The sequence below is a fragment of the Enterococcus caccae ATCC BAA-1240 genome, from assembly GCF_000407145.1.
Lineage (GTDB): Bacteria > Bacillota > Bacilli > Lactobacillales > Enterococcaceae > Enterococcus_L > Enterococcus_L caccae.
Window position 1 is genome coordinate 180,376 of the sequence record NZ_KE136473.1, and the last position, 22,591, is coordinate 202,966.

A 22,591-nucleotide genomic window follows, 5' to 3' on the forward strand; every position below is an offset into this window, starting at 1 on the left:
TCTAGCTTCACGGGCTAGCACCTCGGAAAAAAGATAAAATAAGAGTGAGACAAAAAGCGTCTCAATCGTAATTTCCTATTTTTCAGTCGGTGCTGAACGAGCCCGCTCAGCTTTTTATCTAGTCTAGCTTCGCAGGCTAGTCTCTCGGAAAAAAGATAAAATCTAAATGAGGCAAAAAGCACCTCAGTTAGATTTTCCTATTTTTCAGTCGAGACTAAACGAGCCCGCTCAGCTTTTTATTCAATCTAGCTTCATGAGACAGCTCTCTCGGCAAGTAGATAAATATATTGAAAGATAAAAAGCATCTTTCAATATATTTCCTAACTTGCTCAAGAGCTAAACGTCTCATTCAGCTTTTTATTGGTAGGGTGGTATTCAAATGAAGGTATTAAAGGCTTATAAATACAGGCTTTACCCTACGGCATCACAAGAAGAATTTATTAAAAAAACTTTTTCTTGTGTAAGGCTTGTGCATAATCTTTTATTACAGGAACGGATTAAGTTGTATAAGCAACTGAAAGAGGACCCTAATTTAAAAGTTAAGTTACCGACACCTGCTCAATATAAAAAAGAGTATCCTTGTTTAAAGGAAGTGGATAGTTTAGCTTTATCGAATGCGCAAGTTTATTTGGATCGAGCATTTAAAAAATTTCACAGAGAAAAGTCAATTGGTTTTCCCAAATTGAAACAGAAAAAAGATTCTGTTTGCTCTTATACAACGAATAATCAAAATGGTACAGTGAAAATTATTGATGAAAAATATTTAAAAGTACCTAAATTAAAATCGTTAGTGAGAATGAAGATGCATCGTCCAGTAATAGGGAAAATAAAGTCAGCAACGATTTCTTTGGCTCCCAGTAACAAATATTTTGTTTCAATCTTATGTGAAGAGGAAATTCCAACGATCGAGAAGACCTATTCGGCGGTTGGCATAACCTTAGGTGCTTCTGAATTTGCGATATTATCAAACGGTAGACGTATCGACAATGATAAATTTACGAAAGAATTCGAGCAGCGAATCACGAGAGAAGAAAGAAAACTGACACGTCGTAAAGAAATTGCAAAAGCAAAAGGGACGGATCTTTCCCAACAAAAGAATTACCAGAAACAAAAATTGAAAGTAGCGAAAATGCGGGAAAAGCTGATGAATCAACGAATCGATTTTCTTAATAAGATCACGACAGAAATTGTTCGAAAGTACGATTTGATTTGCATAGAAGATATTCATCAAGCTGATTTTTATAGAAATAGTAAGTTACATCGTGGCATCTCAGATGTTTCTTGGGCTTTATTTGTTTCAAAGCTTGAATATAAAGCTACATGGTATAACAAAAGAGTGATCAAGGTTTTAGCTTGCGGAAAATGTTCTGAACATTCAGAAAATAACGTGAGTCAAATTTTTACTCAAGATATCAATGAGCAAAAAGGACTGCAAGATCCTGAGACTGCTGCTAGTATCAACGTATTGATCCAAGGACTGAAAGAAACAACAGGCAATTAACAAAGTAAAGAACTGTAGGGACTACAGGGATAGCCTAGGGCATATAAGATAGATATAGCGTTTAGTCGATCATTTATCTTTTTCTAGGAAATTTCTAGTTAATAGAAATAGTTCACTAATTATTAGTTAATGAAAAATAAAAAATTGAACTTTATTCCTCTTAATTCAAGCAACCAATAGTTTGGATAAGATAGAATAAAGTTTTTTGTTGTATCCGTTAAAAATATAGTACAATAATAGTAAATAAAGGTGAAGAAAAGGGGCCGCATGAAGGAGTATAAAGCACTTGTTTTCTTTGATTTAGATGGAACATTACTAGATAAAGAGTCAAAAATACCAAAAGAGAATCATGAAGTCATTTTGAAGTTAAAGGAAAAAAATATTTTACCATTGATTGCCAGTGGGCGATCGCCAAAGGAAATCAGACAAATCACAAAAGATACACCAATCAATTCTTATATAAGTTTAAATGGTCAATTCAATGTTGCTGAAAATCGAGTCATCTCAAAGCATACAATTCCATTAGAATTGATTGAAGAATTGATGGCTCTCACTGAGAATTTAGGACATTCTTTGGCTTTTTATACAGAAACAGAATATGCTGCTCGCTATTCTAATAAAACTATGGAAAAATTGTATCATTTGGATAATGCGCCAATGCCAATGATTTCAACCGAATTTCACAAGAAACATGATATATATATGCTGTATCTTTTTTCAGAAGAGCAAGAAAAAGATACAATGTATCGAGTAGCTTTTGCTGATCGGCTTACCTTTTTCAGGGACAGTCCATATTCAATGGCAGTTGTTTTAAACGGTCAGTCAAAAAAAGCAGGTATCCAGCAAGTAATCGAAAACTTGAAACTAAACCATGTACCGACCTACGCGTTTGGTGATGGAGAAAATGATTTAGGGATGTTTGATGCTGTACAAACGGCAATTGCAATGGACAATGCTTCGGAACACGTAAAAAGTCAGGCAGATTTTATCACCAAATCACATGTGGATAATGGGGTCTGGTTTGGATTGCACCATTTTGGACTATTAGACTGAAAGGAAGTAGAAGAATGACAGTAAAAATGATTGCAGTAGACATGGACGGAACGTTTTTGAACAGTCAACAAGATTATGATCGTAAAAGTTTCAATCAATTGTACAAACAAATGAAACAACAAAATGTTCGTTTTGTTGTGGCTAGCGGGAATCAATATTATCAACTTAAATCTTTCTTTCCAGAAATTGCAGAGGAATTGTCATTTGTAGCAGAAAACGGCGCTTATGTGGTGAGTGAAGGGAAAGAGATATTTACAGGTGAAATCGATTCAAGCACTATTCATGAAGTACTTACTATTTTAGCTGATTTTAAAGAGGGGCACACGATTTTGTGCGGTAAAAATAGTGCGTATGTTGCTGAATCTGAACCTGATTCTTTTGTCGAACACGGCAAGAAATATTACCATCGATTAAAAAAAGTACCTAATTTATTCGAAGTAAAAGATGATACTCTATTCAAGTTTGCTTTGAGTTTTCCAGTTGAGCAAGTAGGAGAAGTGCTCGATCAATTACATCAAGCATTGGGTGATAAAGTAACTCCTGTTTCTAGTGGACATGGCGATGTGGATCTAATCATTCCGGGAATTCATAAAGCGCATGGATTGTTACAACTTCAAGAATTATGGGGCATAAAAAAACATGAAGTAGCTGCTTTTGGTGATAGCGGTAATGATTTAGAAATGTTAAAGCATGCGGAATATAGTTATGCAATGCGTAATGGACAACCCAAAGTGAAAGTAGCCGCCAAAGAAATTATTCTATCCAATGATGAAAATGGTGTGCTTGTGAAAATAGCAGAGCTACTTGGGAACTAAAAAATAGGAACAAAAAAGCTTAAAACAGAAGTGATCAATTCCTCATTTCTGTTTTAACTAACAAAGCATTGACAAAAGCAAATAAATAGCATATACTGTTAAAGTTGAGAAATGAAAGCAGAAGCACCCGCTTCTCGCCTTAGCTGACAACGTCACTGGGCTGGATATTGGATTCCTTATATCAATTGATATGAGTCCGAAAATCGCGGGGTCTGTATAACAGAGCCTGTTTTTTATTGTGTTTTTCACAATAACAGACTTTGGGAATAAGCGTTTCAGCATTGATTTTCTCTTAAAAAACTTGGAGGTGAATGACCATAGCAAAGGATATGATGGTGAACGACGGCATTCGTGCACGCGAGTTACGTTTGATCGGACAAGACGGAGAACAATTAGGAGTAAAAACAAAAGTAGAAGCATTACAAATTGCTGAAACTGCCAATTTGGATTTAGTTCTAGTAGCGCCTACTGCGAAACCTCCTGTTGCGCGAATTATGGATTACGGGAAATTCCGTTTCGAAACGCAAAAGAAAGAACGTGAAGCTCGTAAGAAACAAAAAGTGATCAACGTAAAAGAAGTTCGTTTAAGTCCAACAATTGACGTAAATGATTTCAATACAAAACTTCGTAATGCACGTAAATTCTTAGAAAAAGGGGACAAAGTGAAAGCTTCGATCCGTTTCAAAGGCCGTGCCATTACCCACAAAGAAATTGGTCAGAAAGTTCTTGATCGCTTAGCGGAAGAAACTGCAGATATTGCTACAGTGGAACAAAAAGCGAAAATGGACGGACGCAGCATGTTTCTAACGCTGGCACCGAAGAATGAAAATTAAGCTAACAAGCTGATAACTAGTATGAAAATGTAGGAGGAAAATTAGTCATGCCAAAACAAAAAACACACCGCGGATCAGCAAAACGTTTCAAACGTACTGGTAACGGCGGGTTAAAAAGATTCCGTGCGTTTACAAGTCACCGTTTCCACGGTAAAACAAAGAAACAACGCCGTCAATTGCGTAAAGCAGGAATGGTATCAGCAGGCGATTTCAAACGTATTCGTCAACAATTAGCAAGAATGAAGTAAAAAGCTTGCTTGATTTGAGAGAGCTGAAAAGATTCTTGTTACAACTTAGCAATTAAAATAACTCATAGAGACAACAGATATTTAGGAGGAATTAACCATGGCACGTGTTAAAGGTGGCGTAGTAAGCCGTAAACGTCGTAAAAAGATCCTTAAGTTAGCGAAAGGCTATTACGGATCAAAACATACTTTATTTAGAACAGCAAAAGAACAAGTAATGAAATCTTATAGTTATGCATACAGAGATCGTCGTCAAAAGAAACGTGATTTCCGTAAATTATGGATTGCGCGTATCAACGCAGCAGCTCGTATGAATGGCTTGAGCTATTCTAAATTAATGCACGGTTTGAAATTGGCAGAGATTGATATCAACCGCAAAATGTTAGCTGAATTAGCTGTTAACGATGCAGCAGCATTTACTGCATTGGCTGACCAAGCTAAAGGTGCTTTAAGCAAATAATTTTAAAAACATTGCTATAACAATGTCTAACCTTACTCATTTGAGTAAGGTTTTTTTGTCTCGCTAGATTTATTAGAAGCCTTCCTTTAACTTCTAACAGTGCGAACAAGTTATGAATGAAATCATACAGTTTGCGCAGGAAACGTTTTCAATAAGAGCCTTGCTGGATATAATCTTGTTGTAATTAGAGAATTAATTGACGATAAATCAATACTCTCTAAAGAGCAAGGAGGAAAAGATGTGAAAAAGCTAAAAATGACTAAAAAGAAATGGGCAATACTGGGAGGATGGCTTGCGATTGTCGCCTTTATTTATCTTTATTTATTTAATCATGGCAAAGCGAGTGGAAGTAATCCGTCATTTGGGATCAATGTCCAATTTTTAGTTGGCTGGATAACGAAAATCATTCTCGTATTGGCAATCTCTTTAGTCGCCTATTCTATCTATAGAATTGTCAAAATTCGCAAAACAAGGAAGATTTTGTATGCTCTATCCTGTTTATTGTTAGTTGTGCTAGTTATTTTCAATGTAGCAGTGAATCAATATGCAATGATTATCAATACTTATTTTTCCGCTTCACAAATCAATCAATCGGAAGTAAAGAAAACGAAAGAACAAGCCATGGCTTTAACTGAAAAAGTGGCAGGAGAAGGCTCTGTTCTTTTAGAAAACAAAAACGAAGTATTACCCTTACAAGGAAAAAATATAAACATATTTGGCTATGCATCTAGAAATGTTGTTTATGGCGGAACTGGTTCTGGCGGCGGTAAAGAAGATAACAATATCGATCTACAAAAAGGACTAGAAAATGCTGGCTTCAAAGTAAACGATCAACTAACAAAATTCTACGATGAGCGATATGTTCCTAGAGAAAAAATCAATATTCATAAATTAGTCGGTGGTGATTTCAATATTCATGAGCCAAAAGTGAGTGAATACAGTGAATCATTAATGACATCAGCAAAAGAATTTAGCGATACAGCCTTAGTCGTTTTTTCTAGAAATAGCGGTGAAGGTGCTGATATTACAAATGAAATGAAAGATTACACGGGCGGAACAAAAGGGAAACATTATCTAGAACTTTCAGAGGATGAATCAGCTACCCTTGATTTAGCGAAAGAAAATTTTGATAAAGTTGTCGTGATTCTAAACTCATCATTCCCGATGGAACTTGGCTTTTTAGAAGATGAAAAAGTTGACGCTGCCCTTTGGATCGGCGGTCCTGGTTCAACTGGGTTTAATGCAGTAGGCGAAATTCTATCTGGAGAGATCAATCCATCTGGCCGATTAGTCGACACATATGCGTATGATGAAACAAGCGCACCTTCTTTTAATAACATTGGAGAATTTCCATATTCTAATTCAGAATTTGATTACGAAAAAAATACTTGGCATTATAAATATGTAGACTATGCCGAATCTATCTATGTAGGCTATCGTTATTATGAAACACGTTACATCAACAATGAGACTGGAAAAATGGACGAAGCAGCTTATGAAAAAGCAGTCCAATATCCATTTGGCTATGGTTTATCCTATACAGATTTCAAACAGGAAATCTCAGATTTTAAAGTAGATGGTAAGGAAATCAACATGTCGGTCAAGGTGACCAATACAGGGAAACATTCAGGAAAAGATGTCGTACAATTATATTACACGCCGCCTTACACGATTGGTGGACTTGAAAAATCCCATGTTGTATTATCTGGATTTGCCAAAACGAAGGAATTAGCCCCAAATGAGACAGAAGAAGTCAACCTTTCTTTTGATGTAGAAGATATGGCTAGCTATGATGAAACACAGCATAAAGCTTATGTTCTTGAAAAAGGAACGTACAACATTAATTTAATGAACAATGCGCATGATATTATTGATTCAAAAAATTATGAAGTAGCAAAAGATGTTATCTTTAATAAAGAAAACAAGCGTGAAAGCGATCAACGTTCCGCAACGAATCAATTTGAGGATGCCAAAGGTGATGTCCAATATGTATCGCGTTGGGATTGGGAAGGCACGATGCCTAAAGAAATGGCAAAACCAAAAACGGCTTCTAAAGAATTATTAAAAGCGTTGAAAGATCAAAGCGTAAAAGAAGGAAAAGCGGATCCAATCAAATTTAAAAAATACGGGTTAGAACTATACGATTTAAAAGGTGTTGATTATAATGATCCAAAATGGGATCAGTTACTAGAACAATTATCTGTAAAAGATATGGAGAACCTAATCACGTATGGCGGTTTCCAAACACCAGCTATTAATTCGGTGAAAAAACCAGCTACGATCGACGCAGATGGACCTGCCGGAATCAATCATTTAGTAAGTCAAGCGCATGGTAATCAATATACTAGTGAAGTAGTTGTGGCTTCTACTTGGAATACAAAATTAGTAGAGGAAATGGGTGAAAGTCTTGGCAAGGAAGCAAAAGCTTCCAATATTACCGGTTTATATTTACCTGGTGTAAATATCCATCGTTCTCCGTTTGGCGGGCGAAATTTTGAGTATTACTCAGAAGATGCATTATTATCTGGAAAAATAGGCTCTAGCTTGTCAAAAGGAGCGATGAATCAAGGTAGTTATGTCTTTATGAAACATTTTGCGATGTATGATCAAGAAACCAGAAGATATGAATTCCCAACAGGGGCTGCGACTTGGTCGACAGAACAGGCGATGAGAGAAGTGTTTTTAAAACCATTTGAAATTGCCGTGAAAGATTCAGGAATCACAGGTATTATGTCTTCTTATAACCGAATTGGACCTAAATGGGTTGGTGAAAGTGATGCTCTGTTACAAAACGTTTTGAGAGATGAATGGGGCTTTAAGGGAACGGTTATTTCTGATTTTTACAAACCACAATATATGAATGTGGACCAAGGCCTAAGCGCAGGAAATGATTTGGTGCTGTACTTGTTACCGACGAAATTAAACAAAGTGACAACAGGAACAGATTGGGGGCAACAAAATATGCGGAAAGCGAGCCATAACATTCTTTATACAGTGGTGAATAGCCATGCTTATGAAGTTGCTGAAACCAATGTTCCAAACTGGATTTACTTACTTGTGAGCATTAATATCACGGTATTCACTTTCTTGGTTTTTTGTTTTACAAAAACAACGCATAGAAAAAAGCCAGCAAGAAAATTTAATTTTTTAAGAAGAAAAAACCATAAATAATAAGTTCTTTTAATAGAAACTAAGAAATCACTTTAAAAGGGTTTCTTGGTTTCTATTTAGTCAAATAAGTGAATAAATAGAAAGAGTCGTAAAAGTCACTTTTTAAGGGAATAATGCGCTTGATATAAAAGATTATATCCTTTACTATTTAAACTTGTATAGCATGAAAGGTGGATTGAATTGACACATTACTTAGTTGTAGGCTCAGGACTATTCGGTTCTGTTTTTGCCTATGAAGCAGCAACAAGAGGACATAACGTGACAGTTTTAGAAAAAAGAAGTCATGTAGCTGGAAATATCTATACAAAAGAAATTGAAGGAATACAAGTTCACCAATATGGTGCACACATTTTTCATACTTCAAAGGAAGAAATCTGGCATTATATCAACCAGTTTGCAACCTTCAATCAGTTTATTAATGAGCCGATGGCCAATAGTAAAGGAAAAATGTATAATCTACCCTTTAATATGAATACCTTTTCTCAGATTTGGGGAATAACGACACCAAAAGAAGCTAAGAAAAAAATCGATGAACAAAGGCAAGTCTTGCAGGGGAGAAAGCCGAGTAATTTAGAAGAGCAAGCAATTTCCTTAGTTGGATATGATGTGTATGAAACATTGATCAAAGAATATACAGAAAAACAATGGGGAGAAAGTTGTAAGAATTTGCCTCCGTTTATTATCAACAGATTGCCAGTTCGCTTTGTCTATAACAATAATTATTTTAATGATAAGTACCAGGGGATCCCTGTAGATGGCTACACTAGGATAATTGAACAAATGCTCAGCCATCCAAATATAGTAGTTCATTTAAATGAAGATTTTTTAGCGAACAAACAAAAATGGGCGGCGCTCTCAGATAAAGTGATTTATACTGGAATGATTGACGAATATTACGATTATTGCTTTGGTCATTTAGACTACCGCTCATTAGTGTTTAAACATGAAGTAATAGATCAGGCAAATGTGCAAGGGATCGCTGTCGTGAACTATATCGATAAAGAAATTCCCTTTACTAGAGTGATTGAGCACAAACATTTTGACTTTGGTAAACAGAACAAAACAGTGATTACAAAAGAATATCCTGTTGCGTTTGAAAAAGGTTTGGAACCGTATTATCCAGTCAATAATCCTGTAAATTCGCTCTTATATAAAAAATATAAACGTTTAGCACAAGCTGAAACCGCAATTGTTTTTGGTGGAAGATTAGGCATGTACCGCTATCTTGATATGGACGATACGATCGAGCAGGCTTTACTCTTAGTGAAGAGAGAATTGGCATAGGTACGAGGAGCAAAAGTTTAAACACATACTTGGGGGAAAAGATGAAAATAGCTATTTGTGAAGATAATCAACAAGATCGAAAAAGGTTAAAAGAGTTTATTCTCCAATATAGTGAAGAAAAGAATTTACTAGTCAATATCGATGAATACACTGATGGAATGGAGTTGATCGATCATTATAACAAGCTTTTTGATATTGTGTATTTAGATATTGAAATGGAAATGATGAATGGTATGGCTGCTGCTGAAAAACTGAGGAAACATGATGAAAATGTCATGATTGTTTTTGTGACAAATTATGTCCAGTATGCCATTCGCGGGTATTCAGTAAATGCATCAGACTTTTTATTAAAACCATTGACGTACTTTAATTTCGAAGAACATTTTAAAAAAGTGATCCATCAATTTGAGAGAAAAAAAGAAGTATTTATCTCGGTAAAAACCAACAGTGAAATCAAACGCATAGATGTAGATCAAATTTTATTTGTAGAAAGCCAAGGTCATTATCTATATTTAAATTTAAAAGCAGATATTTTTACTGTTTTAGACACAATGAAAAATATGGAAAAGCGTCTATCAGACAAAGGATTCTTTCGCTGTAACAATGGTTATATTGTTAATTTAAAATATGTACGGAGTGTGGATAAAAATACTGTAGACGTGGGCGGTCACTTATTACCGATCAGTCGACCTAGAAAGAAACTATTTATGGAAGCGTTAACTGATTATATTGGAGATGATTTATTATGATTGAAAATATTCCCGGTATTCCAAGAATGTATACTGCGTTGTCTGAATGGCTTGCCTGTATGATCATTATAGTACCTTTTTTTAGAGGAAAGTGGACGTTACCTAAAGTATTGACATTGTTTGGCACATTAGCTGTTCAGATTTTTTTTCAATTAGGGGCAGGTATGCTACCAATCATCTTCTGGATTCCTGGAATGATCATCAATGTTCTATGGATGTATGTTTCTTTAAAGTACTTTACGAGACAACATTTTAAGACAACAATTTTTTTATGTTGTAAAGCATTTATACTTGCAGAGTTCTCAGCAGCGATTTGTTGGCAGTTGTTCTATCAATTTTCGATGGGACGAGAGGTAGAGAAAGACAGTTCATTTCCTTATATGATCGGAGGACTAATCATTCTCTTTTTTGTGTTCTTGATTGTGGAACGTCGAATGAATCAACACGAGGTACCAATAAAAATTAGCAATAAAGAAACGTTAATGGCTATTTTGACCGCATTAATCATCTTTATTCTAAGTAATAGTGGGTACTGGTTATCTGATACTCGTGTTTTTTTTGGAAATGCAGTAGGTATTTTTTCTGTCCGTTCGTTTGTCAATCTTTCTGGTATTTGTTTATTATATCTTCAAGAAACGCAGCGAAACGAGGACTATTTAAAAAAAGAATTGTTGTCGATCAACAACGTATTCCAGACACAGTATCAACAATATATTGCCTATAAAGAAAATAGCGATATTGTGAATCGGATGTGTCATGATTTAAAACATCAAATAGATGTGATTCGAGCAGAAGATGATCCAATTAGACGAGAGCACTATTTAGAAGAAATGGAAAAAGAAATTATTGATTTTGAGTCGCCAGTGGAGACCGGACATCCAGTTTTAGATACCATTTTGACGAGAAAAAATCAGTATTGTTTAGAGCATGGGATTAAGTTGTCATGTTTTGTAGATGGGCAATTATTGTCGTTTATGAATGTCATGGACATCTGTAGTTTATTCGGTAATGCACTAGATAATGCGATCGAGTCGGTTCAGGAATTGCCCAATAAAGAACAGCGTCTGATTCATTTACGAGTAGATGAAAAAAATGGATTTGTGATCATTAAGTTGAATAACTATTCTGTCAATCAAATCGATATCGCAGATGGCTTACCAGAAACCACGAAAAGAGACAAATTAAGACATGGCTACGGTCTAAAAAGTATTTCCCAAACTGTTGCAGTCTATGACGGTACAATGACCATTTCCGCAAAAGAAAATTGGTTCATTTTAAAGATTTTATTCCCTAATAAAAGAATCGCTTTCTAAAAAAACTGAGATGACAAATTACGTATGAATCAAAACAATCTGTGAGGAATCTATTTTGTCTTTTGTGATCCATGCTAGAATGGGGAAAAAGGAAAGTGAACACCTTTTCTGAAAGGAGAACCTATGAAAAACAGTGAACGAATCGATAAAATGACCTTAACGGAGAAAGCTAGATTGATGTCTGGTGCATCCATTTGGCAGACAGTAGCACTTCCTGCTTTGGATATCCCAGCTCTTTTTCTTTCAGATGGACCTACGGGATTAAGGAAACAAAACGGTTCTGGCGATCATCTGGGGTTAAATGCTAGCATTCCCTCAACTTGTTATCCAACTGCGGCAACAATTGCCAATAGTTGGGATCTAGAGTTAGCTGAAACTCTTGGTAAATATCTCGGTGATGAAGCATTGGAACAAGAAATCGACGTTATTTTAGGCCCAGGATTAAACACGAAGCGCAGTCCATTATGTGGGCGTAACTTTGAATATTTTAGTGAAGATCCTTATCTATCTGGCAAAATGGCTGCCGCCTATATTAAAGGAATACAGGCCAATGGTGTAGCAGCTTGTCCTAAACACTTTGCTGCCAATAGCCAAGAGTTAAGACGGATGGCAAATAATTCAGTTGTAGATGAAAGGGCTTTAAGAGAAATTTATTTGACTGGATTTGAAATAGCTGTAAAAGAAGCAAAACCAAAAAGTATCATGACAGCCTATAATCGAATCAATGGCATCTATGCTAATGAACATCACTATTTACTTCGAGAAATCTTAAAAGACGAATGGGGATTTGATGGGTTTGTGGTTTCCGATTGGGGCGGAAGTAATGATCATGTGGAAGGGGTAAAAAATGGTAGCCATTTGGAAATGCCGGGAACTGGAAATGCGGGTGCTTTAGAAATTGTCGAAGCGGTTGAATCCGGTATTCTTGCTGAAACTATTCTTGACGAGCGCATAGATGAGTTATTATCAGTAACCTTAGATATTCATGAGCAAAAACAAACCCAACACGTGAAAACAACATCAGAACAACGTAATGCATTTGCTCAAAAAGCCGCGGCGCAAAGTATTGTGTTGCTTAAAAATAATCATGAAACATTGCCATTAAAAGAGCTGGAAAAAGTTGCGATTATTGGTGACTTTGCAAAAGTTTCAAGATATCAAGGAGCAGGCTCTTCTTTAGTGAATCCAACAAAAGTCGATACGATAGTAAATGCTGTGCAAGAATATGATCTTGAAATTGCTGGTTTTGCGCAAGGCTACGATCGTAAAAATAAAATGGATAACGGATTAGTGATGGAGGCAACGGCTGTAGCAATGAAATCTGATGTAATTTTACTTTTCATGGGTTTGACTGAGATTAGTGAAGTAGAAGGATTGGATCGGGAACATATGAAGCTTCCAAAAAATCAAGAAGTCTTATTGCATGAACTAGCAAAGTTAAATAAAAAGCTCGTTGTGGTATTGTCTGGTGGTTCAGCTATTGAAATGCCTTGGCTAGAAAAAGTGGATGCAGTGATTCATTGTTATTTAGGAGGACAAGCAGGCGCACATGGAGCACTGGATGTTTTGACTGGCAAAGTAAATCCATCGGGCAAACTAAACGAATCCTATCCAATCAGTTATTCAGATACACCAGCTGCATATTACTATCCAGGAAAAGAATACGATGCTGAGTATAGAGAATCTATTTTTGTTGGCTATCGTTACTATGACAAGGTGAAAAAATCAGTGTTATTTCCCTTTGGATTTGGTCTAAGCTACACGAACTTTTCTTGTACGGATTTTGTTGTAACAGAGCAAGGTATTTCATGTTCAGTAGAAAATAATGGCAAATTGGACGGAGCCGAAGTGCTGCAACTTTATATAGGAAAAAAAGATTCGGCGATTTTTCGACCAACGAAAGAGTTAAAAGGGTTTAAAAAAATATTTTTGAAAAAGGGCGAAAGAGCTACAGTCACTATACCGTTTGATGCGTATACATTTCGATGCTTTAACCCAGAATCAAATCAATGGGAAATTGAAGCTGGGGAATATTTGATTTCTGTTGGGACGAGTAGTCAGGATATAACATTTGAAACAACGATTATGCGACAAGGCGTGACGCTGCAACCATTTTACGACAAAGCGAAATTAGCACCATATTTCAGCGGTGAAGTGAATCGTTTGTCTAAAGCTGATTTTGAAATTCTTTACCAACATGAAATTACAGGAAGTATGTGGAATCGGGAAAAAGACTTAGGAATGAATGACACACTTAGTCAAATGTTCTATGCCAAAAGTAGGTTAGCAAGAGGAATCTATAGAGTTTTGACTAGAATCAAAGACAAAAGCGTTGAAAAAGGAGAACCGAATTTAAATATCTTATTCAATTACAATATGCCTTTTCGTGCGATGGCTAAAATGACTGGAGGCAATATCAGTCAATCCATGGTAAAAGCAATTTTGTTGATTGTAAATGGTCATTTTTTTAAAGGAACGAATAGATTGTTGAAAGACTTTTTTCTAAATAACAAAGTGAAGAAAAGACAAGATTTAAGCAAGCTTGAAAGGAATTTAGAAGGTGGAAAAAGAAAATAAAGTAGTTGAAGCATTTAAAAGCTGGAGAGGAAAACACCCTGAAATTTATGAGTTCCTCTTATTTAATGTGATGAGCAATGTAGCAACGATCACGAATTTTCTTGTATTATGGGCAAGTTCAGGACTTTTGCCGATGTTTATTGAAAACACAGCTTTTCAATGGTTTATTTTTGATTATCCAACTTCTGAAGGCGGACGAGTTGGGTTTGTCAGTTTTTTAATTGCGTATATTTGCGCTCAGATCGTAAACTTTGTGGTACAAAGAAAAGTTGTTTTTGGTTCAACGAATAAAATAGGAGATGCTTTACCGTGGTATATTTTGACGGTAGTTGTAGCTGGAATTATTTCTATCTGGCTACCACCTCATGTGATTGGGTTGATAAAACCAATGACAGGAAATTTTGCACCAACCATTGCTAATTTGGTAAATATCATCATCCAAGTGGTGATTAATTACCCGATGATGAAATTTGTGATAATGAAGAAGGACTGATCATGAAAATACTAAGTGTAGTTGTTCCAGCTTATAATTCAGAAGATTATCTTCATCGTGCTATTGACTCTTTATTAAGTGAAAAAGCCGATGTCGAAATTATTATTGTAAATGATGGATCGACGGATAGCACAGGAAACATTGCCGATCAATATAAAAAAAACTATCCAGATACAGTCAAAGTTATCCATCAAAAAAATGGCGGACATGGAGATGCTGTAACAACGGGATTACAAGTGGCTACAGGGTGCTATTTTAAAGTGGTAGATAGTGATGATTGGGTCGATGAAACGGCATATCAACGTGTTATCCAGCAATTAAAACAACTAACAAACGATCAAAAAGTTGATATGTTGATAACGAACTATGTTTATGAGAAAGTCGGAGCATTCCATAAAAAGCGTGTAACTTACACACGAGCTATTCCAGAAAATAAACTATTTGGTTGGAGTGAAACGAGATTCCGCCAAGGAAATTATTTATTGATGCATTCGATTATATTTGACACAAAATTATTAAAACGAATCAATCTTCGTTTGCCTAGACACACGTTTTATGTAGATAATTTATTTGTTTTTGAACCGATGCAGTATGTTCGGAAAATCTATTATTTAAATGTTGATTTTTACCGCTACTTTATTGGTAGAGAAAATCAATCAGTAAACGAAAGTAAAATGATTGAGCAAATCGATCAGCAACTTTTTGTTAATAAAAAAATGATTGATTTGTATACTTCTAATTCAGTTGATGATGAATCGTGTAGGCAGTATCTGTTTCAATTTTTAGAAATCGTCACTACTGTATCCTCCGTTCTGGCATTGAAGAGTAACACCCAAGAAGACCTTTGGAAAAAAGAAATGTTATGGCATTATATTGAAATGGTTGATCCTAATCTATATGCTCAGTTAAGAAAACGATTTTTAGGAGCATTGCTTTCGAGGAAAGGATTTGGTATTCGCTACTTTGTTTTACGAATTTATAAAATGTGTCAAAGAATTTATGGATTTAATTAAGATAGAGCCATCAAGTAAGCCTAATGCTCGATGAAACAGAACTACACGAAGCTCTTTTTATTTTTCTAGCAATGAGCAACTAAAATCCATTTAAACATTGAGAATATCAAATTAAGTGTATTAAGCTCGTTCCATCTTGTTGTTCACCTATGTTACTACTTTATAATAGTTTGGTATGATGGTGTTTGGTTTTGCTAAAGCGCCTTCGTTAGGAATGGGGCATGCGCAATTATCGTTATTTACATCAATTCTATTGATCCTGTTGGTGATTGGAAACATTTGGTTATTGATATTTTTAGGAAAAAATTAGGTTTTTTAAACCTAATTGTTGATTTTTTTACCAAGAAAAATGTTGGGATTATTTTAGGTGGATTTATTCTAGCAAGAGTAATTGCTATCGGGGGAACACTTTTATTAAATACTCAAGGGGCAGAATCGACTGCAAATGATGCTGCGATTCAAACAATATTTACAGGAGAAAGTCCTCTGTTAATCATATTATTGATTGGAATTTCAGCACCAATCATGGAAGAAATCGTTTTTAGAGGTGGAATCATTGGTTATTGGCTAGCAAAATTCCCAATAGTTGCTATTGCAATTAGTTCGATTGTATTTGGTTTGATTCATGGGCCAACAAATCTTATTAGTTTTTTGATTTATGGATTAATGGGCTTGATTCTATCGCTGGCTTGTTATAAAACACAGCGTTTAGAAATTAGCATCTCAATTCATTTTTTAAATAACATTTTTGCGGCGATTGTGATTGCTTTCGGAATGATTTAGTGAAATAAAAATAGTCAAAAAAGCGAAAAATCTGATCCTGATTTTTCGCTTTTTTGATTGTACTGCCTTAAACATACTCTGTATTTTCTGACTCCAATGCGTCATCATAAGACGTCTTCCCATCAAGCTCAATCTTATAAGCTTTTAAATCTTCCATCTTAAAGAACGGATAATACAGCCCAAAGCTTAATAAGATTTGAACGATTTGTAAGACAGCGCCTCGCCAGCCACTTACCATCAATCCAGCAATCACAGGGGGCATAGTCCACGGTAGATTGACGCCGTTAGCCAATGGAACGATTCCTGTTGCCATCGCTGTATAAGCAATGACACACATCAAAAGGGGTGTAATGACAAATGGAATCAACATGATAGGATTTAAAACAATCGGAATCCCAAAAACTAAGGGTTCATTGATATTGAAAATAGCAGGAGCAAAAGATAATTTTCCAAGAGTTTTAAACTGAGTGGATTTCGCGAAAAATAGACAAGCAATTGCTAGACCAATTGTTGCACTAGAACCACCTAGTTTGACGAAATTACTATAAAACTGATAATTTACAATATTAGGTAACGTTTCACCTGCAGCAAAAGCCTGTGCATTTTCTACAGTTAAGGCAATCCAGATCGGTTGCATCACAGCCCCAACAATATTTGAACCATGGATGCCAAACGACCATAATAATGCTTCAAATAACAAAATAATCAACGTTGCCGGAAGTGAACTACCCAGAGCTAAGAGTGGCGTTTGTAAAACTTCGAAAATAAAATTTTGAGCAGTCTCATATGAAGTAAACGTAAACCCAATTCGAATCAAGTTAAAAACAATGACCACAAAAAATCCTGGAATCAAGGCCGAAAAAGATTTTGCAACATTAGAAGGAACAGATTCTGGCATCTTTATTGTCCAGCCTTTCTGAACTACCCAACGAAAAATTTCAGCAGCTAGGATTGCTGTAATCATACCAACAAATAAACCTGATGCACCAAAGTTTCCTAAAGGTAAAAATGAACCATCATCTGTCGCTGTGATTGGTGTTAAAACTAGAAAAGCAACCAGAGCAATGGCTTGAGTAGAGCCGCGATCTACAGAATAGTATTTTGCCATCTCGCTAGCGATGCCTAAAATAACGAATAAGGTCATTGCATTCATTGTCATATTATTGACCTGTAAAAATAATGCCATCCAATCTTTTCCTAAAATGGACTCCATAAATTGAATATATGGCTGTATCGGTAATTGTGTAACCAGTAAGAACATGGAACCAATAATCAATAAAGGCATGGCAACGAAAAAACCATTTTTTATTGCAGAAAGATAACGGTTTGAATCTAGTTTATACGCGATTGGTCCTAACTTGGCTTGTAATTTTTCTAAAAAAGTATTCATGTTACTCCTCCTTTGTTGTGTGTAAATAAATAGATTGAAAACCCTTACATTTGTTTCGTGATGAAAAGTGTTTTTCCTGAGCTCTATCCTGAAGAAAGGTTGATAAATCTATTTTATAAGATAGGTTTACTAAAATCAACAGACTCTAGAGGTTTCTTTCAATAAAAAGGAGTTAAATAGTTAGTTATGAGAGGGTTTACTCAGATTTAGATTTTTACATCATATAAAAAAAATGCTATATTATTCTTATAAAGAAAGAGTAGCGAATATTTTTAGATAGACGGATACAGCTGTATTGTGTTATCTAGCTTTGCAAGCTAGACTCTGAACAAATTGGTTCAGCTCTTGAAATGAAAGGAGGATGAAAATGAAAGAGGACCAGAGATTTGGTATTATGAAAAAGTATGTCAATTGGGTGTTAGATATTGTTTTAGGTGTACTTGCTCTGCTTATTCTAATTTTTATGATACGTCAATTGATTGATATCAGTACATTTATCAATAAACCTATGACGCCTAAAAATTTATCGATTGTGATGCAAGAAGTTGTGGCATTTTTCATGTTATTTGAGTTTATTATGATGGTGATTCGTTATATTCAAGAAGGTCATCATATTCCAATCAGGTACTTGATTCTGATTTGTATTACAGCTATTTTAAGGCAGTTAATGGTCTTACATGGTGATGCTGTACAGACGCTCTTATTATCAGTATCGATTTTATCACTAGTTATTGTGTTGTTTGTGCTTAATTTAAGTGGGAATAAATCCTACGTTGGGTTTAAATCTCGCGCAGACGATAGGCAGGAAATAAAATAATTAAGTAAAAATAGGCTGAAATAGCAGCATTCACCCCTGAGCAATCAGAAAGGTTGCATGCTGCTTCACCGTTTATTCAGATTTAGGTTGTGAAACAAAAGTGAAGGTTACTTTTGTTTCGCAACCTTTTTTTATTTAAATGCTCAGTAAAAAAATCAACACAATAGCTAAAACAACTTGAATCACACCAACAGATAAGCCATAGATCAAGAAACGTTTTCCTTCTTTAAAGAATTTTTGAAAGTCTAAGCGTAAACCAATTGCAGCTAAAGCTGTAATTTCAAACCAACCGCTAAAGAAATGAGCTGTTTGACTTAATCCAACTGGCAAGTGGATCAAACTATTGATAACACAAAATAACACGAATCCCACAACATACCAAGGTAGTGCAGAGCTCTTTTTCTTAGATATTGTTTCTTCTGTTGTAGAAACCGGCACTCTTTGCTGTTTAAATCGACCAAAGAAGTAAACAACGACTACGAGCAACATGATCCGCATGATTTTAAACAGCATGGCAAGCTCTACTACTTCTCCATTTATCATACTGGCGCTAGCGACGACTTGTCCTACAGATTGTAGTATACCGCCGATCAAGGCACTTTTTGTAAGGATGTCAGTCCCATAAAGAATGGATGCGATAATTGGTAATAACAGCATCAAAATGGTGCCTAGCAAGTTGACTAGTGTAATAATTTGCCCTTTTTCTTCTTCTTTAGCATGAATCGCAGGTGCAATCGATGCAATCGCTGAAGAGCCACAAACGGCATTTCCGCCAGCCATTAATAAGGACATATTATCTGAAAACTGCATCTTTTTACCCAGTACATAAGAGGCAATGATCGTTAATACCATTTGGAAAAGAACAAAAATGCCTCCTCTGATGCCAATTTGAGCAATAGTCTGAAAAGTAACGGTTGCGCCTAAGAGAACGACAGAAAATTCTAATAGCTTTCCTTCGGCTATTTTAGTTCCTTTTTCCAAAATTGGATTTTTTAAAAAAGTATTCCCTAGCAAAATACCAAGCAAGATAGCAATCGTTGCAGCGCCCAAAGTCGGTAGCCATATCGCAATGACCTTACTAATCACGGCTACGATAAAAGCCGTGATCAGTCCAGGTAGAATGACCATTGCTTTTGTTAAATAAGCGCCTTTTACATAATTATTTTTCACTAAATCATTCATCTTCTTTCCTTGTTTATCTATCTACAAATTCAGTATAACGAAATTATTTGCATTTGAGAAATAAATAGTTAAAATAATATCTATAATGAAAACGAATGGAAAGGGTGTCTATGTTTAAATTACTGAAAACATTTCGCATTGTGTATGAAACAAAAAATTTTTCTAAAGCAGCAGAACGCCTGTTTATTTCACAACCAGCAGTTTCGAATCAGATCAAACAATTAGAAGAAGAACTTACTATTCAGTTATTTATGCGAAATGGGCGACAAGAAATCATTACAACCAAGCAAGCAGATATTTTGTACAATCACTTACTTAATTTAGCAGATGATTGGGAAGATGTTTTACAAGCGTTACAAGTTCATACCAACAGTAGAGAAACATGCAGGATTGTTGCTTCAAATACGTTTGCAGTCTATTATCTACCAGAATTGATTGACCAGCTAGTTCAGCAATTTCCAGAGGTTTCATTTATTTTAGACATGGATAATTCTGAACAAGTATTGGATAGAATAGAGAAGCATCAGGCACATTTTGGTTTTATCGAGAAACCGTTAATAACTGAGTCGATCATCCGAAAAAAAATTGTATCAGATGAGTTAGTACATGCAGGCGATTTTTCAAAAGACCTGTGGCTTGTTCGAGAAGAACATTCTGGTGTATTTCATTATACTGAACGTTACTTTTTAGCACAAAATCTGGATCCTCAAAAAATGATCATCAAAAATAATGAAATGATCGTTAAATGTTTAGAACAAGGAATTGGTCAATCGATTATTTCTAAACGAGCATTAACAGAAAAAATCAAATGGAAACCGTTAGAGCAAGAATATCAGAGAAATTTTTACTTTATCAAAAGACAACATATCGAATCTAGCCAGCTAAGTGAAATTGATTTGTATATCAATGAATACTATCAAGTAAAGTAGCACAAAAATAGAAAAAAATAATACTATTAGCCTTTTATATAAATAAAATAGCATTTTAATGGAATAAAATGGGTACATTGTGATATCTTAATAGGAGATTCTTTCATAAGAAAAAATAATTAGCACATTTTTGTGTAAGCATTTACTAATAAGAGCTCATATAAGAGCTTATTAATAGCAGGCCTAGGTCAGGGGGAACATTGTGGAAACATTTTTATGGAATATTCGGTTAGAAGAATATGTTGCAACAGTGGATCAAACAATTAAAATTGATCAGGAATATATCGAGTACTATAATAAGTTAGCAAAAGAAGCCAATCAATTGGTTGAGAAAATAAGCGCTGAGACGTTAGCTGCAACATTGCCAAAATTAATGGCTATCGATGAAAAATGTACATTGATTATTTTTTATATCTTTAATGGATATGCCCTTGAGAATGATACAGCACTTGATACAATTCGATTGATTGAACAAGAATACAAGAAAACACACAGGGAAAAGTACATTTTTGATATGCCTGAATATGAAACTTGGTCGATTTCTCAAAGAATTGTGTAGTGTATATCTCTGTTTTTATAGGGATTTTATGAATAGTACTAAATTAAACGAAACAATTGAAGCTGATTTAGAAAAACATGACGAACGAATAGGTTTAGTTGTGTTTTTTTGTCTGTTTAAATAAAAGAGTAGTTTTTGTTCGTCTCTGGTTAATTAGGCAAGTCACTCGGAAAAAAATTAGGAATGGATGATGAAACCGAGAAGTGAGCACAGTTGCTTGTTCTATAAAGAAGAGGGGCAGAATTAGTAAAGTATGTTCGAATTGCAGATATAGACTTGAAAGAAAATAGTTTTGAACTATAGAGGGAAACGAGTTACAAACAGAGCATGGTCACTAATTTAACTGAAATAGAGTCAATAGGAATCGATCGTTGAGTAAGTTTTTTAGTAAATGAATAAGCATAAGGGCTTTCTATATGGCGTATGCGGAGGTGATATGACAAAGAATAGTGAAGGTACAAGCAATAGATCGAAAAATGATTTTACGTTAATTTGTTTTTTTACTATGATATAATAGAATTTCTTATAAGGTATGGGCATGAAACATAGTTGAAATGAAAGGAATTTAAATATGGAATCGTTGGACTATTTACTAAAGATAGTGGCTAAAATTAGCCCATCTCCCATAGAAAATCTTCAAGTTGAAGAACAAAACATAGATTATGAAGGGGTAACGTTCTCACTAGGAAATCAAACGTTTAGGAGTAGAAAAGCAAAAGTAACACCAAAAAAATCAGGGTATTTTGTTGTTTTCTGGGAGAAAGATGATAATAATAAAAATCAGCCTTATGAATCAACAGGTGCCCCAGACAATTTGGTGATCACAGTACTCGATCAAGAAAAAAGTGGACAATTTATCTTTCCTAAAGAAATTCTAATAAAAAAAAATATTTTAACTGATGGAGAAGCGAAAGGCAAAATGGCTTTGCGTGTTTATCCAGAGTGGGTGACTGGGTTGAATAAAACTGCCAGTGCTACTCAAGAGTGGCAAAAACCGTACTTTGTGGATTTAACTAATACGTGGGATTTGAAGCGATTGGAAGATATTTATTTTAATCAATCAAAAAAATAAACAGGAAATAAGCAATAAAGCTTACTTCCTGCTTTAATAGTCATTAATAAAGAAAATACAGACAATGATCTTCATATAAAGGAAGTATTGAAAAAGGTAACGTTGTTTTTGATCGTTGTGTTTTCTTAAAAATACTTGGGAGTAGTAACTGACTATTATTTTTTTAGAACCGTTGCTTACTCTTTAAATCATCCAGGAGAATGGGTAAAAGCTGGTTGGGATCAGCATTTTATGATAGTCAATGGTTGGTTGACGATTATATGTTATGATTTAAAAAGTAAGCAGACGTTTCCTCTAGATAGAAACGAATAGACAAAAAAATGGCGTTGGACACACTTCCAACGCCATTGTA

Annotated in this window: 19 protein-coding genes and 1 pseudogene; 18 read left to right on the plus strand and 2 right to left on the minus strand. The window is 35.1% G+C overall.

The window, feature by feature from the left end; all coding sequences use genetic code 11:
• The first annotated feature begins 379 nt into the window (after window positions 1–379).
• From I580_RS06380 to I580_RS06445, 14 genes and pseudogenes are all read left to right on the plus strand, one after another.
• A complete protein-coding gene (locus tag I580_RS06380; protein WP_010771137.1) occupies window positions 380–1,501 on the plus strand; it encodes an RNA-guided endonuclease TnpB family protein in 1,122 nt (373 codons plus the stop codon).
• 267 nt (window positions 1,502–1,768) lie between these two features.
• Complete coding sequence (locus I580_RS06385; protein ID WP_010771138.1) at window positions 1,769–2,554, plus strand: Cof-type HAD-IIB family hydrolase; 786 nt, start codon at window positions 1,769–1,771, stop codon at window positions 2,552–2,554.
• 14 nt (window positions 2,555–2,568) lie between these two features.
• The gene (locus I580_RS06390) at window positions 2,569–3,369 is read left to right on the plus strand and encodes a Cof-type HAD-IIB family hydrolase (RefSeq protein WP_010771139.1); all 801 of its coding nucleotides are present in this window, start codon (window positions 2,569–2,571) and stop codon (window positions 3,367–3,369) included.
• A 311-nt stretch (window positions 3,370–3,680) separates the two neighbouring features.
• Window positions 3,681–4,202 carry a translation initiation factor IF-3 gene (gene infC / locus I580_RS06395; protein ID WP_010763961.1) on the plus strand — a complete coding sequence of 174 codons (522 nt, stop codon included), beginning with the start codon at window positions 3,681–3,683 and terminating at the stop codon, window positions 4,200–4,202.
• A 47-nt stretch (window positions 4,203–4,249) separates the two neighbouring features.
• The gene (rpmI, locus tag I580_RS06400) at window positions 4,250–4,450 is read left to right on the plus strand and encodes a 50S ribosomal protein L35 (RefSeq protein WP_010771140.1); all 201 of its coding nucleotides are present in this window, start codon (window positions 4,250–4,252) and stop codon (window positions 4,448–4,450) included.
• 97 nt (window positions 4,451–4,547) lie between these two features.
• The gene (rplT, locus tag I580_RS06405) at window positions 4,548–4,907 is read left to right on the plus strand and encodes a 50S ribosomal protein L20 (protein WP_010771141.1); all 360 of its coding nucleotides are present in this window, start codon (window positions 4,548–4,550) and stop codon (window positions 4,905–4,907) included.
• 240 nt (window positions 4,908–5,147) lie between these two features.
• Entirely contained in the window at window positions 5,148–8,078 is a 2,931-nt protein-coding gene (locus I580_RS06410; protein ID WP_010771142.1) for a glycoside hydrolase family 3 C-terminal domain-containing protein, read from the plus strand.
• A gap of 180 nt (window positions 8,079–8,258) precedes the next feature.
• Window positions 8,259–9,362 (plus strand): UDP-galactopyranose mutase, encoded by a 1,104-nt coding sequence (glf, locus tag I580_RS06415; RefSeq protein ID WP_010771143.1) that lies wholly within the window; start codon window positions 8,259–8,261, stop codon window positions 9,360–9,362.
• 41 nt (window positions 9,363–9,403) lie between these two features.
• On the plus strand, window positions 9,404–10,111 hold the full coding sequence (locus I580_RS06420) for a LytR/AlgR family response regulator transcription factor (protein WP_010771144.1): 708 nt from the start codon (window positions 9,404–9,406) through the stop codon (window positions 10,109–10,111).
• The gene (locus I580_RS06425; protein WP_010771145.1) at window positions 10,108–11,424 is read left to right on the plus strand and encodes an ATP-binding protein; all 1,317 of its coding nucleotides are present in this window, start codon (window positions 10,108–10,110) and stop codon (window positions 11,422–11,424) included. Before I580_RS06420 ends, I580_RS06425 begins: the two co-directional genes overlap by 4 nt.
• A gap of 123 nt (window positions 11,425–11,547) precedes the next feature.
• A complete protein-coding gene (locus tag I580_RS06430; RefSeq protein ID WP_010771146.1) occupies window positions 11,548–14,001 on the plus strand; it encodes a glycoside hydrolase family 3 C-terminal domain-containing protein in 2,454 nt (817 codons plus the stop codon).
• The gene (locus I580_RS06435) at window positions 13,985–14,494 is read left to right on the plus strand and encodes a GtrA family protein (RefSeq protein WP_010771147.1); all 510 of its coding nucleotides are present in this window, start codon (window positions 13,985–13,987) and stop codon (window positions 14,492–14,494) included. The genes I580_RS06430 and I580_RS06435 overlap by 17 nt, the downstream gene beginning before the upstream one ends.
• A gap of 2 nt (window positions 14,495–14,496) precedes the next feature.
• On the plus strand, window positions 14,497–15,507 hold the full coding sequence (locus tag I580_RS06440; protein ID WP_010771148.1) for a glycosyltransferase family 2 protein: 1,011 nt from the start codon (window positions 14,497–14,499) through the stop codon (window positions 15,505–15,507).
• 175 nt (window positions 15,508–15,682) lie between these two features.
• Window positions 15,683–16,290: pseudogene (locus I580_RS06445) on the plus strand (CPBP family intramembrane glutamic endopeptidase).
• A gap of 67 nt (window positions 16,291–16,357) precedes the next feature.
• Here the strand turns inward: I580_RS06445 and celB are convergent.
• Window positions 16,358–17,680 (minus strand): PTS cellobiose transporter subunit IIC, encoded by a 1,323-nt coding sequence (gene celB, locus I580_RS06450; RefSeq protein ID WP_010771150.1) that lies wholly within the window; start codon window positions 17,678–17,680, stop codon window positions 16,358–16,360.
• A gap of 367 nt (window positions 17,681–18,047) precedes the next feature.
• Here celB and psiE point away from each other — a divergent pair, with 367 nt between their 5' ends.
• Window positions 18,048–18,497: a phosphate-starvation-inducible protein PsiE gene (gene psiE / locus I580_RS06455; protein WP_010771151.1), complete on the plus strand. Its 450-nt coding sequence runs from the start codon at window positions 18,048–18,050 to the stop codon at window positions 18,495–18,497.
• A 135-nt stretch (window positions 18,498–18,632) separates the two neighbouring features.
• On the opposite strand, the gene I580_RS06460 is transcribed toward psiE, so the two are convergent.
• Complete coding sequence (locus tag I580_RS06460) at window positions 18,633–19,679, minus strand: YeiH family protein (protein WP_010771152.1); 1,047 nt, start codon at window positions 19,677–19,679, stop codon at window positions 18,633–18,635.
• Between the two features lie 110 nt (window positions 19,680–19,789).
• Between I580_RS06460 and I580_RS06465 the strand changes: the two genes are divergently transcribed.
• The 3 genes from I580_RS06465 (at window position 19,790) to I580_RS06475 (ending at window position 22,239) form a co-directional block, all read left to right on the plus strand.
• Window positions 19,790–20,608, plus strand: a complete 819-nt coding sequence (locus I580_RS06465) for a LysR family transcriptional regulator (protein ID WP_010771153.1) — start codon at window positions 19,790–19,792, stop codon at window positions 20,606–20,608.
• Window positions 20,609–20,810: 202 nt separating this feature from the next.
• Window positions 20,811–21,167 carry a DUF7006 family protein gene (locus tag I580_RS06470; RefSeq protein ID WP_010771154.1) on the plus strand — a complete coding sequence of 119 codons (357 nt, stop codon included), beginning with the start codon at window positions 20,811–20,813 and terminating at the stop codon, window positions 21,165–21,167.
• A gap of 571 nt (window positions 21,168–21,738) precedes the next feature.
• Window positions 21,739–22,239: a MepB family protein gene (locus I580_RS06475; protein WP_010771155.1), complete on the plus strand. Its 501-nt coding sequence runs from the start codon at window positions 21,739–21,741 to the stop codon at window positions 22,237–22,239.
• Window positions 22,240–22,591 lie beyond the last annotated feature (352 nt).